Origin of the sequence: Tardiphaga sp. 215_C5_N2_1 (assembly GCF_052076055.1) — a bacterium.
Lineage (GTDB): Bacteria > Pseudomonadota > Alphaproteobacteria > Rhizobiales > Xanthobacteraceae > Tardiphaga > Tardiphaga robiniae.
Window position 1 is genome coordinate 3,072,041 of the sequence record NZ_CP197240.1, and the last position, 13,891, is coordinate 3,085,931.

The window sequence follows — 13,891 nt, forward strand, 5'->3', positions numbered from 1 at the left end:
CAAGAAGAGCACGCACGAGAGACTAGGACGGCGAGTTATCGAATGTGGCCACGCCTGCCTCTATGACCTCGATTTCATTCTCGACAGCATCCAGCGGCACGCGAAAATCGAAACCGGTCCGGCTTCGCAGGTCCTTAGCGATGCGCTTTCGATGATCCAGCAGACCGACCAGCGCCGCCCGATCACCAACCTGGATGTATGCGCTGACGATAAGCTCGATTGCTGGTGCCACTGCCGCCTCCAAAGAAAACCCGCCGGGTCGCTCCGGCGGCTCTGTCGTTTCGTCTACCAGCTAGCAGTAGGCATTACAGTGCCGCTTGAGATGAAGCTATCGGAGGAACCTTAAAGAAGGATCCCGACCGCAGTGCGGTGATGATGCGGTCGATGGTTTGGACCGCGCGTTTCGCGACACAGGCCGGCTGTGGTATTCGCCATCCGCTACCATGCAGTTGTCCTGATCGACGCCTTCTTGCATCGGCAAGAATTGCTGGAGTGACGCCCGGCCCAAGCAACGGAAGCCGAGAGGCTTCCGCGCTCCTGACCAAAAGGTGGTGAGTTCACGATGCCTACTATCGTCGGAGCACTTGTTTTCTGGAACACGGCATTGCTCATAGGGCTTAATGCCGCTCGGAGAGCCGATCGTAATTTTCTTTCACTATCGCTCTGAGGTCAGAGTAGACGTCTGATCGGGATGACCCAGCCGCAAGATCACGGAACGCCTGACTGAAGGCTTTCGTCTTTTCACGGACCATCAGATCAGCCTCATTCCATGCGGCCGTCCCGCCCAGCATAAAAACTTGCATACGCAATGCGACGACCCGGCTTGCTTCGAAGCCGAGAAGGGAAGCTTCGGTCATTGCGACGAGAGTAGATGCAAACATGTTGGCTCCCAGCTTATGAGCTCCCGTTCAAACGGGACGGGACTACGTTGGAACATCTCCTATTCAGCATCGTTCCCTGCAGTTGCACCGGTGGTCGTGCGGCCGGCGCCGCGCGCCGCATTCAGCGCTGTGACGGCGATTTCTCGAAGTCGATCCCGGGGAAAGTTCAGCCGAAGCATAGCCTGGAAGCCGAGTTCGTAGTTGCCAAGGATCTCCCGCTCGAGCGCTAGCGCAATCGCTTCAATCTGAGCGGGGGAAGGCGGCGGATCTGGAACGTCATCGGCTGGCAACGTTTTGGTGGAACCACCCGCAGCGAGGAGCGCCTCAGCCATCAAGACACCTATCTGGACGCTCAGCGCGCTTAGTTTCAACAAACCGTCGACAATATTGCGAGCAGGATCGTAACTCATCTGTCTAGCAATGGCGCCGCCGCGCCATTGCTGCTCCGAAAAGAAAAGCAACTAAGAGGGTCCCCAATGGCGCGTCCCGTGTGACCTTTGCCAGAATGTCTAACGGTCTGCCGGGCTTGCGACCCTCGTCGATCGCTGTGCTGACCCGGTCGGCGGCGTCTTTGACGCCGTCGATGACGACATCTTTCAAATCTTCGGCCGGCTCTGCAGGTGGTAGCGTTTTGTCAGTCATGTCGTGATCTCCTCGCTGCAGCAGCACAAGCTTGCGATCCGGCATATCGTTCCAAACAGTCTCGGAACTGTTCTCCAACATTCGCTTTGAACCGGCTCAACAGGGAGCTCGATCATGTCATCCACAGCCGTCGCGATATTAATCTCGGCAATTGTCGCAATTTCAGCGCCTGCTTTCGCCCAAGGTGGTGGAGGTGGCGGCGGGGGAGGATCTAGCGGCGGCTCGGCGGGTGGCAGCGCGTCTTCAGCTGGCGGCGCAGGATCGTCTGGCGCTGGTGCCGGCGGAGCTACGGGCGCTGCCAACTCCGGCAACATCGGGACCGGCAACATCAACAGCGTCACCGCGGCGCCATCGTCCTCAACCAGCTCGCAAACCTACGGACAGTCGCCGGCTGGCGCGGCTGCGACGAACTCGCTGAGCAGCACCAACACGGGCGTGATGGCCAATCCGAACGCTGGGCCGCCTTCTTTGAGAAATAGCGGCGCCAGCGTCGCTCCGGCCGGCCGGGTTGGGGACAAAACTCCGAGCCAAGATGCGAAGTGAGGCCGCGCACCAGCAGCCGCCTGTTTCCGAAGTTTCAGTTCAGACCATGCGCGGTAGCAGTCATACCCAGCGCTTAATCGACGTGGTGATGGCAGTCGGCCGCTAGCAGGCGAAATTCCCAGCGCCGACCAGGATTCACCAGCAAACATTCACGGGCACAATCCGCCAACCCCAACGGGTCCAAACCTGTCGATGACGAAGACACGGGTCACGCCAACCCGGACCCCAACCGCCAATGCCCCAGCCAGCGCTCGCCAGGCCCAGACCAAATCCCGCGCCGACGAACGCCGGCCCCCCCCAGCCGCCGCGCCATCCACCGCCGCGCCACTCACCTCCATGCCATTCACCTCCGTGCCAGCCGCCGCCACCATGAAACCCACCGCCGCCGAAACCGCCGCGAGCCGAAGCATCGGTTAGTGGAAGCAGGCTCATGGCGGCAACAGCAACTGCAAGGATTACTGTTTTCCGTAACATCGCCTGTCCTTTCCCGGTCATGGTCGCTCCCGGGACAATGACGCAGTTCGGGCTGTTTTGTTTCAGGTGACGGCGGAAGCGATGGCCTGGTTTCCAAGGGCGGCGGTAGCAGAAAGAGCCGGTGAATGTGATCGCTTCTCCCCGGTCCTGCACCGGGCGCTCGGCTGTGTCGGTGACAATTGCGGACTGGTTCGGCGTCGGTGCCTATCCGGCGTCTTGCGGAAGATCGCTTTTGCGACGGATCAAAACTGCCCCAGCTGAGTTTTTTATGGCTAACAGCACAGGAGATGAATATGAGCGTGGAAGGTAAAATCAAAGAAGGTGCCGGCTTCGTCAAGGAAGAGCTGAACGAACACGGCAAGGACGCGGAGAGCAAGAAGAAGGCCCAGCAAGGTCGCGACCTCCGCAACGAAGGCCGTGTCGAAGATGGCAAGGCTCCGAAGACGACACCGCCCGGCTCCGGTCATCCGGAAAAATAATGTCGGCAATTATCGAGAAAGCCCGCCCTCTCCGGGGCGGGCTTTTTGCTGCCTATCCGCATCGGCGCCAGTTGCCGAGCGGTACTTAGCAATAAAACGCTCCACAACAGAAACTCGGATAGCTGACGTAAGGTTGGAGTGGACTCGGTCGCGATCTATCCGCCTAGTCAGTGTTAACCGAGAGATACCTTCTTCGCTCGCAATCTCTGTCAACGCGTCCCAAAAGGCATCCTCGAGGCTAACGCTCGTTGACGTCCCGTTAGTTTGGGTGAAAGTTTGCTTTCGTGGCTTTATAGGTTTCCCCAGGTTAGCCATAGCGATTGATCCCCTTAGTGCGCGCAAAGCGGAGCTACGCCCTTCAGCTCCAACATCTCTCCATCGATCGCACCGCACTCCGGCTTTCTGGCTGCCTATCGCCGACCTCAATTGCCATGAGACGGGAGGACGGCGACACGCCCGAGTAATGCAACCAGCTCCGCCTGCCGCCTTGTTTGAGTTTTGACGAACAGAGAGGCCAGGTGTGAGCGGATTGTCGTCCGGCTCAGACGCCGGGAGCGAGAAATGTCAAGCAAATTATGACCACGCGCCAATTCGACTGCAAGCTGGCTTTCCGCGGCTGTAAGGCCGAACAAGCGCCGCAGCGCCTCAGGCGTCGGCTCTGGATGAGCGTCAAGATCGAGCAGAATGATGGTGCTGGTTTCATCGGTCCAAACATTGATCATCTGGCTTACAAGCCTGGTGACGCCTTCCCTGAAGGAAGTCGCGAGCCATGATGTCGAGCCAACGGGAATTTGCGCTCCCGCGCGATTCACGAGTTGCTTGACGGCGCGATAGAGTGTTTCCCCGCTCGCGGCGCCACATTCGCGTTCCAATATCGCACGACCGATTGCGCTCACGTCAAGCAAACCGCCTCGTTTGAGTAGAACTTGCCCGCAGCCAATTCGCGCCAGGACCGCGTGTAGTACGTCACGTTGTCCAGCTAGGTCAGGCTTCTTGTCTGGATCAGCATCCGACCTGACGAGGGATGCGCGATTGGAAATGTTGAAGATTGATTCCCTGAATGGATGAAGGGATGCAATTGCGGCAGGCAATGCGGCACTCTGGGTCAAGTTCAACATTGCGTCTTTCCCTTTGCCTATTACGTCGTTTGAATGACAAGGCTTGATCGAGCCAAGAGCATTCCGACGTCAACGAGCCGTGTAAATGCCCCGCACGGAGTAACCCGACTGCACACCTCCCCGAAGCCTCGCAATCTAGTGCTCCGACTGACACAGAAAAATAGGAAGAGCGATGCAGAACCTTGCTCCCTTCTGCGCTAGGCGTCGGGCTAGAAGGCTCATGCACACTCGTACCCCATTGTGGCTACCCCCTGTGCCACGGGCGGTGCGACGTTTTCGCAAAGCGAACTAAATCTCAATAGAAGTATTGTACGCGGTTATTGGATGATGGGATGTGTTATGCGTATGCTCATTTTCGGTATCGCATTGTTGTTTGACGCGGACGCGTCGGCTCAGCCCATCCTTGCCCGTGAGCCCCACACCCTGCCCCCCTTTGCTGTCGTCTATGTCCAGAACAACAGCTGTAGTTACGGCAAGGTACTGAGGGTCGTCGGCTCCCTCAAAGGCCTCCAGCGCAAACGTACTTGCGTTTCTGTGAGCTCCGCTCATGCAGAATTCTAATGCCCACCTCAAGGATCGCGCCAATCGCTGTGCTGGTTGCCTGGATCATCGCCGTCGCGGCTGCTGGCATTTTTCTAGTACGACTATGAGCATTACGCTTCTGCCGCGAACCGAGCGAAGTACTTAAGCGCATATGCCGGGAACGGGTTAGATGGCCGCGCGTACCAATGCGTTGCTGTCGTGACGAGAAACCGGCAAAACCGCCGCGTCCATCATCCCCGTTTTGGCCGGTTGTCACCCGGCGTATGCGTCAGACAATTCAGCCAAAGTAGAATAGTTTCTTGCTTTAAGATCAAAGAGCCACGACTTGCCGCGATCGAGGAGCTAGACCCAAGGAGTGCCGTAGTAATCATTGAGCGAGCGAGCCCGGTTGGTGTCCGACCAGTCCCAGTCGCTGTCATTGGCGTATTTCGGCGCGCCCTCGAGCTGAGCCTTCGTCACGTTGGTAACGTAACCCTCAAGATTGGTGTCGTACTTCAGCGTCTGCCAAGGGAGCGGATAATGCTCATCGCCCATCCCAAGGAAGCCGCCGAAGCTCAGCACTGCATAGGCAACTTTGCCGCTGACTTTGTCGATCATCACGCTTTCAATCGAGCCGACCTTTTCGCTGTCGGGACCATAGACGGCGGTGCCTTCAACCTTCTCGCTGCTGATCAGATTGCTCGTTTCGTTTGCCATAACGGCTCTCCCTCGTTTGAGTCTCGATAAAAACGGGAGAATCTGTCATTCGTTCCGGAGTGGCTCCAGTGTGATTTAGCGAAGCCCAGAGAGCCACGGTTATAGACCGACAAAGCCAGCCGCTCTGGGTATGCTGTAGCTCAAACCTGTTGGTGCCGCGCCGTAGCCCTTCAACCGCCGCTATCCCCGCAACTGCCATGCCGACGAAGGTCCGCTCTCCCTCATTGACGCGGTGCAGAATCCGCTTGGCGATGACGCATCGGTTTTCGTGACTGTCAAGGCAACGAGGTAAGGTCTCTCACGCTTTGGCATGCCAGTGGAGCAAGTGATCGCGAAGGTGCTGCAGTCCGGCTACTCGCTGATTTCCAAGCTCGAGGCCGACGATGGCCGATGGGAAGTTGAAGGCATCAAGAACGGCAAGAGGACGAACTTTCAGCCGGCCCGAAGAGTGACGTAATCATTGCCAGAAGCTGGCCGACTAATCTCCGCTGCTGTTCTTCGCTTTCCCTTTCTTTTTAGGTTTCAGCGCCTCAGCTTGAGCTCGGAACGCTTCGGCTAGATTGTGCATGCGTTCAGCGTGCTCGGTGTCTTCCGAGCGCAGAGCTACAGCCTCGGCTTTCTTAGCCTGCTTCCTGAGCGACTTCGTTGGTTTCATCCCACATTATATCGCGGCGCGCCCTTTAAGGAACGATGTTCCCTGACGTTGCTTGTTGGAGCAGCCGGACACCATCTCTCCAAGGTCGATAATCCGGTGAGGCCCGACGACATTGCCCCCGATGACGTCGGGCCGAATTATTGCGAGGTACCCCCGCTGCTCGATTGATCTCAAGCGCAATTCACTTTTCAGACTGACCATTTCTGATAATTTGTCACCGCTATGCCACAGACCCAAACGCCGATCTGTCCGAAATGCGGATCTGTCACTGCTTGGCTGCGGTCTACTCCGGCGGACAAGGGCATGGTCATCCATGCCTACGAATGTCCAAAGTGCAGCTTCATCCATGCCGCTGTTGGGCCAGATCCAGTGATCCAGGCCGAGGGCTGGTTGAACGGCGAGCTGCGACCGCTGGAGAAATAACCGTGACAAGGCGCCTGCTTGCGAAACCATGGGATACGGAAGACGTCGCCAAGCTGAAAGAGCTAGTCGACAGCGGAGCGTCTGCTCTACGTGCCGCAGCGGCGCTCGGCCGGCCCATTACGTCAGTCAAAAGGAAGGCGTGCGATCTGGGGATTTCGCTGCCAAGCGTCCGCAAGGTAAGGGCGGACCTGCGAGCCAAAGGCGCTATCGAAGACCTTCGACACCGATAGTCTGTGGGAGAAGCCTGAGCGCTTGACCGGAACTAATCCGCAACAGGACGTTTGAATCTGCCGTTCAGTTGCGGATTTGAGTTATGCCATGGTCGACGCGTTTTCCAGACCCCATTGCCCTCCCCGCTGGCGGTAAACTGGCCACCCTGCAGGATGCCGGCGAATACATCACCCGCCTGCCGAAGCAGATGCACGACGCCCCACCGTGGCAGAACGCAATGCACGTGTTGATACAGGCCGCCGAGTACGACGGGCCGATCGAGTTCGCACGCCTCGGCATGTTGCAAGCACTCTTTCCAGGAGGCACGCCGGTTTACCACTCCGTCGACAAGGATCCGAAGTGGCGCAACCGCTACAAGCTCGTGAGGGATCAATGATGCGCGACATCGACACCATCAACGACGCCATGGATGACGCTCGGGCCGTCTTACACAGCTCATGTGGCCGGGACCGCGGAGCCCGCAATTCGTCTTACAACGCATGCTCGAAATACTTGACCACGAAGACGTGAGCGCTGCACAGGAGCGGCTGCGCAAGGGCTACGGGCGCCTTCGGCTCGTGGAATAAAAATGGCCAGCTGTCCCTCAGGATAAGTCCGGCCATAGTAAACTAAAGTCTAGGTGAACGTTCCTGCGGCTGCTTATACCAATTTCGTGGAAGTCCTGCATTTGCAGGCCTACGCATTGAAATACCAAGCAGGTGAGCTTTGCACACAGTTGCCGCTCGCGTCCGTCCCAACTCTCTGGAAATATCGTCAGGAGATCGGCTGCCAGCCGGATCTCGTAACTTTGCAATATCATCATCGGTCCACACCCGATATTCGTGCGGCATTTCCATCCTCCATACCGACGCTACCTTCCCGGCAAAAAAAGATTATGCGCCGCAACATGGCGGTTCAATCATATTTTCGGTCTTGCTTGCTGAGGGCCAGACTCACGTCTGCCAAAGGTGGAGAGCGCATCGAATTGCGCAAAAGACCACTTTCGAGATTGTGGATCGATTAGTAGCGCTGTGCCGAGTGCGTCGATGGCTCTGACGACGCCCCAACGAGAAGCGATCGCAACGGCTGCACGACTGAGAGCGATATCTCGAAGGTGCGAAGAGTTTGCGAAATTCGGCGGGTATCGATCAGTGTCCGACCGGCTAAATGCTCTGGCGGTGAAATACCAGGAACGAGCGCGGAGAGTTGAGGAACGCGCCGGAGTGTACTTAAATGGGGGCACGCCTGACGACAGGCCGTCGTTCAGTTTGCGGAGAAGGCGCCGCCGTTGTCCTGAATGACTGCCGACTGACCTTCTGCGATCGGCCACCGTCTGTCCAACAACTCTCGCACCTCTTGCCGGACCACTTCCGTACCCGAGTAGTAACCAAGGCAGAGGCCCGCATATCCGCCGATCAGAAAACAAGCGAAGCAAGCCATTAATGTTATCCACATCGCAGGGCCTCCATGCTTCATGGACCTTAGCTCTTCGCCGCATGTACACGAGCTTCGACGTCGAAACGGTATTCTCCCCGCCCGCAGCCGGCGACGTCAATGATAACCGGATTTCTGTCTCAAGTCGCTTAGTTTCTCGCCGGCTGAGAATCGCTCCGTAAACAAGACCGGGTCATCCGGGTCGCCCTCTCGGGCCTCGTGGGCTACTGAACGGTTACGCGCGCGATCCCGCCCATGCCGATTGCGTTGGCTGCTGCTCGAGACGGGTCGATGCAGCCCCTCGATGAACGGGCCGGTCCGTGATGCGGACCCGCACCGATCTGCCGTTGTTCTTGTTCGTGACCGTGACGTGGCTACCGAAGCGCCGGCTCTTGTGCGCGGCCATCAGGGCGCAAGCATTGAACCGTTCGCCCGAAGCCGTCCTACGGCCGTGGTAGCCATCCCCAACGCCGTACTGGCTGGCGACGCACGTTTCTTCCTTGGTCAACTTGACGCCAATCGAGACAACGCCTTCGAGAAAATTCTGGGCAAACGCCGGTGAATTGAAAAAAATGCGCACAGCAAAACGCACGCGGAGAACAGGCGGATCAATGAGTTTCCTTGGGTTGCGATGCTAGAGGTCGATGGTCGGCGTGACCCTAGAAGCCACGCTTAGGCCAGGCCCGGCGCTCATGGATTCGGTTGAGCGTCGGGCCATTTCGCTGCCGGGCTTGGTTGGAACTAAATCCGTTTTTGCCAATTTTTTCCGCGGTCGGCAGTTTCTGTCGTGGGCTGCCTTCCGGGCTCGGCGGCGTACCCTTGCACCCAACTCGACCGCCGCCGGGCCTCTCTAAATTTCCATCACCGGGCTCGGGATCATTCCGCACCGAGTTCAGTGAGGCGGCCCGGCGGCCGATCCCATCCGCCGTCGGGCCGATCTTCCCCGAGGAACGAATTAGGTTTGCGTTGATTTTTTACGAAGCCGGCAGCTTTCCTCAGCGGCTGTTGGTTAGGCTCGGCGCCTGAGTCCAAACGGGCGCTGGGCCGCCTCTTTAAGCGTGCGCGCTCGGACGAATTCGGCTCTCCAAAAACCTGTCAAGGCGAACGTGATGCCAGTCCCAATAGCGGCGCACGATCTCGGGGCCTTCTCCTCGATGATGAAGGATTTGTTCTTCGAGGACGGCGCTTCCTTTGTGGCGGTGATGGCGCACAAGGCCTGATGTTAGATTTGCGCTCCGGTTCGACCCCGCGTTTGCCTTTTCCACGAAGAGACCCGACCGGGGCCCTAAACATCTGGACTTACAGCGCGCCGATTCCCTAAGCTATCTTATCCCAACTGGTCTGGAATCCGATGAAACAACATCCTTCGAGGATGGGGCTAGGCATTGCGTTAGGGGTGTGCCTTGGAGCTGTCCTCGGCATTGCCATCAGGAACGTGACCGCTGGCATCATTATCGGCATCGCCGTAGGGGCCGTGATTGCTGGTTACGCAGATCATCGATCCCGGTAGCAAGCGCACGCCCGGCTGCTCCCCATCTCTCCAAGGAATATGGCGCGCTGGTTGTCGTTTTCCCCTTATGTCCGACGAAGACGAGCCCGTCACCGAGATCGCCGCTCCGCCCGTTTTGGTCCCCGAAACCAATCGATTGTGGCGGTTAACGCCTGCATTGAATCTGCTTGAGAAGAGCAGACAGATTGCCATCGTCCCCGCCGAGACCGAGGGGGTGGCTCGCGCCATTGCGACGAGAGCAGATCCCATGGGACGGGATTGGCGTGATCGCGTCTCGTTCGCAGCGGATAGCATCGAGACGACCGAGCGGCACGTCATCGGCGACGTAATATTTCGATCTATCCCGCAGCAGCCTCCTCCAAAGCCGAAACGAACCAAGAAGGCCTAACCATGCCCAAGAGAATGACTGAGCATGAACTCGAGATGTGGGCCGCAGATCTACTGATGGAAGCGCACGCGATCGCTCCATGCCCCACCACGGCTATATGCGTTTGCGACACAGCCATCACGCTGTGGACTACGCTCTGTCGCTGGCAGAACACCGAACATCCTCGGGCAAAAAGGAGCGGATCGCGGCGGTCGAGAGCGTGCTCGATGGGCTGAGTGATGAGTGTCCCGCATGCTGACACCCAGCTTGCCAGATCTCATCGACTTTCCAAATGTCGTACCGCGCTCGGGTAAGCTCAAAGCATGACAAAGAAACCAGCGGCTTCCCTGCATGACAAACCACTCAACATGCCCGCCGAGGATGACCTCGAAGCGCTGCTGGCCCTCGATGTGGGCGTGATGTCGATACACGATTCCCCGCTCCTTGGTACTCTGACGTTAGTCACCCGAGATGGGCACTACGATTTTCTGATCAACGAACAGATCGCCAACGAACTGGTCCAAGAAGCACGAGCTCTTCTCCGAGGCGATAGCCCGTCTCTGGTCGAACGTAACGAATAGTCAGATTGCCATTGGTCAGTAGAGCTTGTTGCCCACATTCCGAAGAAACGGACTTCGAGTGCATCCAGGTGCGGATCGCCGACACTCGCAACAACAGGACATGATCGCTGCAGCGCGAAAATCGAGGACGATAGACAGAAGAACGAGAGTACGGGTTAGAAAAATGCTCCGCAGCGACATCACTCGCCCATTGAATGCGAAACCCGCCTCGCTCCGGTGCAGCGGGCGGACAGCTTCAATACCGAAGTCTGGATACCGGCGGTGTCCCGCCTCGATCCGTGCCCATGATCAGGCCTGTCACGCCGGCATGTTCCATCAAGGCTTGCTTGATCAGCGGGATGCTCAACGTCGCTCTTCCTGCGTATGGAACCAGACGGTAGCGGGTGCCGCACGCTTTAATTTGTTCCCGCCTGCCGCTCACAACTTCGGCGCGATCGTCCCCGTGTGTGCCTTTTGAGAGACGGTAGTGGGGCGTATTAGTTCATACGATCTCGCTACAGATTCAAAATGGAGCGACACATGAAAAAGTATTTACTCGCAACGGCCGCGCTACTTTTCGCTGCAACGTCGGCCTCGGCTGCCGACATGGCTGCACGTCCCTATACCAAGGCGCCCGCAATGGCGCCCGCGATAATCTACAATTGGACCGGCTTCTATATCGGCGGTCACGTCGGCGGCGCCTTCCGCGGCAATTCGAACAACGTTCTCGGCGGCGGTGACGACGGTCGCTTCATGGGCGGCGGTCAGATCGGTTGGGACACGCAGTTCGCGCCTAACTGGGTGTTTGGTCTGGAAGCGAACTACAGCTTCATCGACACCAGCAGCAGCTTTGCAAACCGCGGTCTCGGTTCGGTTACCGGCCGTCTCGGTTACACATGGGGCCCGTCCCTTCTTTACGTAAAGGGCGGTTACGCCTGGGCCGACTCGCGCTTCACCAACGGCTTCACCGGCGATGGTGGCCGGGATGGCTACACAGTTGGCGGCGGTCTCGAATATCTGTTCAGCCAGAATTGGTCGGGCAAGGTGGAATATCAGTACTACGATTTCGGGACGACTAGTTTCGTCACTCCGACGTTTGCTATCGGCGGCTTCCGAAACGACGAGCACACGATTAAAGCGGGCCTGAACTACCGCTTCAATCTGGGCAACTTCGGCACCGGCACCTTCTAAACACTGACGTCAGTGAGAGGCCGGCAAATGAATGCCGGCCTTTTCTATTTGCCAGACGATTGGCGAGACAATCAGAACAATTACGGCCGCCGCGGACATCTCCGTGGCGGGCGCATTTCTTCAATCAAGGTGAGAGTTGTCAGTCAATATACCCTCAGCCAGCGCACATCGTTGATCGCCCTATCCAGACCTGCCCCTGGTTCTGACACCTCATCTCGGAGTCGCCGAGCGCATCGAGCACGATGATTGCACGTTTGATGACCACCTTAAGGGCGGCGTGAAACATGGCGACAGAGTGATCATTCATTGCTGAACCTTCGCGACCGGGAACGATCCGCCACAGCGGCTGTTTTCTGGAAAACTCGCCGGAGCCAATCGATGAAAGTGATACTTTCTAAAAAGGAGCTGGAGCGCGAAGCCCTCGCGGAGATGAGAAAACGCCCAGGTTGCGAGACGCTGAAGGCAGTCGACGTCCAATACAGTGACCTTCGAGCCGAACGAATTGGACTCTGTATGCCTTCACAGAAGGCCGAATTGATCCGGGTGCTTTGCATAGTGCGCTGGAAATGACCGTAAACAAACTGCGCCATCAATATGAATTGCGCGCCCCGGAGTGATCCCTTACAGGAAGTCAGACTCCCACCTCGTCCTGAAGTCTGACCTCCATGCTTAAAAAGAAAGCGACCGCCAACGAGCTGATCTGGCTCTTTCACGAGAAGCTTGCAGGCTCCAACTTTCCCAATGCCGGGATTGCGATTATTCCAATCGGTAACGGCAATTGGTCCGCGCTGACGAATGCCACCGAACGCCGGCACTATCCCGATCTGGCAAAGACTGTGGTGCGAATAGAGAAGCAGCTCCGCGCTCGCTACCTCCTGAAAGAAGTTTGACCTCCCTTCACGGGCGGGAACTAAGCCGGCGATTGCCTGTTCTATGGTCCCATCGACCAAGGCTGCATCTTGAACAAGACCAACCAGTTTGACCTTCCTACGCTGCCACATGCCCAAGCCGCCGAGCGCTCTCGAATGAGCGACGACCAAAGCCTGATCAAGGCCCGTTACTGCAGATCGATCCTGAAGGTCGCCGCGATCAGCACCGAGCAGGAAGCCCGCATTTTGCTGAACGGCCTGGCCACCGAGCAGGTTACCACGAACACCTCTCCCGCGATGGCCGAGGCTGAACGAGTAGCTTTGACTGCGATCCGCGATCTGGCTGGATATCAGCACAGCCGAAGCGTCCCCCAAAGCTCCAGCGAGTGGATGCGTGCCGCGCGAGCAATCCAGTTGTGGCTAAACGTTCACGATCAATAGGCATCGTGCGCGCGGAATGCGGAGAAACGGACGCGTCCGATAGCAAACAGCAAAAGACATCTCGTGAGCTGTAGCTTCTGTATCGGAACGGCCTTTTTCGAAGCTCGTCTTAAAAACTTCATTAAAGGCACGCGCCGCTAAGGCATCCGGCGCCAGACCTTTACCCTACGGTACGCGGTACGCAGTTGCGTATCTGTGATGCGTACCTCGCCGTCCGAAAAATAGCTCAAGTGGCGGATGTCGTTGAGGTTTCCGCCTACTCGTTTTGTGATACGCAGTATGCATTTTCCCCAGACAGGAAAAAATCTGCGCGTGAGGAGAGCGCCGGTCCTTGGCGATTGCGCCTAAAATGCTTTCAGACTTTCCCCTACGATTAGACAAAGCTGGTTTAGCTCCCCGAAAAACCGGCGGCCGGTCTTGAGGCAGCGCTCATTTCCGGCGCAGCATTTTCGCGATTCAGGCGCTCGCGCATTTCCTTTCCGGCCTTGAAGAACGGAAGGCTCTTTTGGTGCACGGTAACATGTTTTCCAGTACGTGGATTGCGGCCTGCACGAGCGGGGCGATGCCTTACCGAGAATGCGCCGAAACCGCGAAGCTCAGCCCGATCACCGCGCGCCAGCGCAGCGACGATCTCATCGAGAATCGCGTTCACGATGTTCTCAAGGTCCCGCTGGTAGAGGCGCGGGTTATGTTTAGCGATGCGTGGAACAAGTTCGGATTTGACCATCGTGACGTCGGAAATTTGGCGGGAGGCCGCATTTCCTCGATCTGACTTGCACTGTCAAGATGCAATAAATTGGGGAATCGTCGAAAAACCTGACGCGGCGAGACCTGTTGATCTGCACTCATCAATCT

At 57.5% G+C, this 13,891-nt stretch carries 18 protein-coding genes; 8 read left to right on the forward strand and 10 right to left on the reverse strand.

Annotated features, from left to right (window positions below):
- Positions 1 to 22 precede the first annotated feature (22 nt).
- From AB7828_RS14700 to AB7828_RS14715, 4 genes are all read right to left on the reverse strand, one after another.
- Entirely contained in the window at positions 23 to 232 is a 210-nt protein-coding gene (locus AB7828_RS14700; protein WP_120286841.1) for a hypothetical protein, read from the reverse strand.
- Positions 233 to 617: 385 nt separating this feature from the next.
- A complete protein-coding gene (locus AB7828_RS14705; protein ID WP_147421558.1) occupies positions 618 to 881 on the reverse strand; it encodes a hypothetical protein in 264 nt (87 codons plus the stop codon).
- 59 nt (positions 882 to 940) lie between these two features.
- On the reverse strand, positions 941 to 1,342 hold the full coding sequence (locus AB7828_RS14710; RefSeq protein ID WP_439068591.1) for a hypothetical protein: 402 nt from the start codon (positions 1,340 to 1,342) through the stop codon (positions 941 to 943).
- Complete coding sequence (locus AB7828_RS14715; RefSeq protein WP_120286842.1) at positions 1,296 to 1,523, reverse strand: hypothetical protein; 228 nt, start codon at positions 1,521 to 1,523, stop codon at positions 1,296 to 1,298. Before AB7828_RS14715 ends, AB7828_RS14710 begins: the two co-directional genes overlap by 47 nt.
- 1,310 nt (positions 1,524 to 2,833) lie before the next feature.
- On the opposite strand from AB7828_RS14715, the gene AB7828_RS14720 reads away from it, so the two are divergent.
- Positions 2,834 to 3,019, forward strand: a complete 186-nt coding sequence (locus tag AB7828_RS14720) for a hypothetical protein (RefSeq protein WP_068738891.1) — start codon at positions 2,834 to 2,836, stop codon at positions 3,017 to 3,019.
- A 9-nt stretch (positions 3,020 to 3,028) separates the two neighbouring features.
- Here the strand turns inward: AB7828_RS14720 and AB7828_RS14725 are convergent, their stop codons facing one another.
- From AB7828_RS14725 to AB7828_RS14735, 3 genes are all read right to left on the reverse strand, one after another.
- Positions 3,029 to 3,334, reverse strand: coding sequence for a ribbon-helix-helix domain-containing protein (locus AB7828_RS14725; protein ID WP_120286809.1), 306 nt, complete (start codon positions 3,332 to 3,334; stop codon positions 3,029 to 3,031).
- 107 nt (positions 3,335 to 3,441) lie between these two features.
- Positions 3,442 to 4,137, reverse strand: coding sequence for a helix-turn-helix transcriptional regulator (locus AB7828_RS14730; protein ID WP_147421559.1), 696 nt, complete (start codon positions 4,135 to 4,137; stop codon positions 3,442 to 3,444).
- 885 nt (positions 4,138 to 5,022) lie between these two features.
- A complete protein-coding gene (locus AB7828_RS14735; protein ID WP_120286810.1) occupies positions 5,023 to 5,376 on the reverse strand; it encodes a PRC-barrel domain-containing protein in 354 nt (117 codons plus the stop codon).
- 310 nt (positions 5,377 to 5,686) lie between these two features.
- Between AB7828_RS14735 and AB7828_RS14740 the strand changes: the two genes are divergently transcribed.
- Positions 5,687 to 5,833 carry a PepSY domain-containing protein gene (locus AB7828_RS14740; protein ID WP_120286811.1) on the forward strand — a complete coding sequence of 49 codons (147 nt, stop codon included), beginning with the start codon at positions 5,687 to 5,689 and terminating at the stop codon, positions 5,831 to 5,833.
- Between the two features lie 21 nt (positions 5,834 to 5,854).
- Here AB7828_RS14740 and AB7828_RS14745 read toward each other — a convergent pair whose 3' ends face one another.
- Complete coding sequence (locus AB7828_RS14745; RefSeq protein ID WP_199711949.1) at positions 5,855 to 6,031, reverse strand: hypothetical protein; 177 nt, start codon at positions 6,029 to 6,031, stop codon at positions 5,855 to 5,857.
- 736 nt (positions 6,032 to 6,767) lie between these two features.
- Here AB7828_RS14745 and AB7828_RS14750 point away from each other — a divergent pair.
- Positions 6,768 to 7,061, forward strand: coding sequence for a hypothetical protein (locus tag AB7828_RS14750; RefSeq protein WP_120286813.1), 294 nt, complete (start codon positions 6,768 to 6,770; stop codon positions 7,059 to 7,061).
- Positions 7,062 to 8,333: 1,272 nt separating this feature from the next.
- Here the strand turns inward: AB7828_RS14750 and AB7828_RS14755 are convergent.
- Complete coding sequence (locus AB7828_RS14755; RefSeq protein WP_439068593.1) at positions 8,334 to 8,690, reverse strand: septal ring lytic transglycosylase RlpA family protein; 357 nt, start codon at positions 8,688 to 8,690, stop codon at positions 8,334 to 8,336.
- A 985-nt stretch (positions 8,691 to 9,675) separates the two neighbouring features.
- Here AB7828_RS14755 and AB7828_RS14760 point away from each other — a divergent pair.
- The 5 genes from AB7828_RS14760 to AB7828_RS14780 all read left to right on the forward strand — a co-directional run bounded on the left by AB7828_RS14760 (position 9,676) and on the right by AB7828_RS14780 (position 13,036).
- Entirely contained in the window at positions 9,676 to 9,996 is a 321-nt protein-coding gene (locus AB7828_RS14760) for a hypothetical protein (protein ID WP_120286815.1), read from the forward strand.
- 302 nt (positions 9,997 to 10,298) lie between these two features.
- Positions 10,299 to 10,556, forward strand: coding sequence for a hypothetical protein (locus AB7828_RS14765; RefSeq protein WP_120286816.1), 258 nt, complete (start codon positions 10,299 to 10,301; stop codon positions 10,554 to 10,556).
- A gap of 519 nt (positions 10,557 to 11,075) precedes the next feature.
- Positions 11,076 to 11,726 (forward strand): outer membrane protein, encoded by a 651-nt coding sequence (locus AB7828_RS14770; protein ID WP_068738774.1) that lies wholly within the window; start codon positions 11,076 to 11,078, stop codon positions 11,724 to 11,726.
- A 665-nt stretch (positions 11,727 to 12,391) separates the two neighbouring features.
- Entirely contained in the window at positions 12,392 to 12,616 is a 225-nt protein-coding gene (locus AB7828_RS14775; protein ID WP_068738776.1) for a hypothetical protein, read from the forward strand.
- A 69-nt stretch (positions 12,617 to 12,685) separates the two neighbouring features.
- Entirely contained in the window at positions 12,686 to 13,036 is a 351-nt protein-coding gene (locus AB7828_RS14780) for a hypothetical protein (RefSeq protein WP_068738777.1), read from the forward strand.
- Between the two features lie 388 nt (positions 13,037 to 13,424).
- Here the strand turns inward: AB7828_RS14780 and AB7828_RS14785 are convergent, their stop codons facing one another.
- Positions 13,425 to 13,763, reverse strand: coding sequence for an integration host factor subunit beta (locus AB7828_RS14785; protein ID WP_120286819.1), 339 nt, complete (start codon positions 13,761 to 13,763; stop codon positions 13,425 to 13,427).
- Positions 13,764 to 13,891 lie beyond the last annotated feature (128 nt).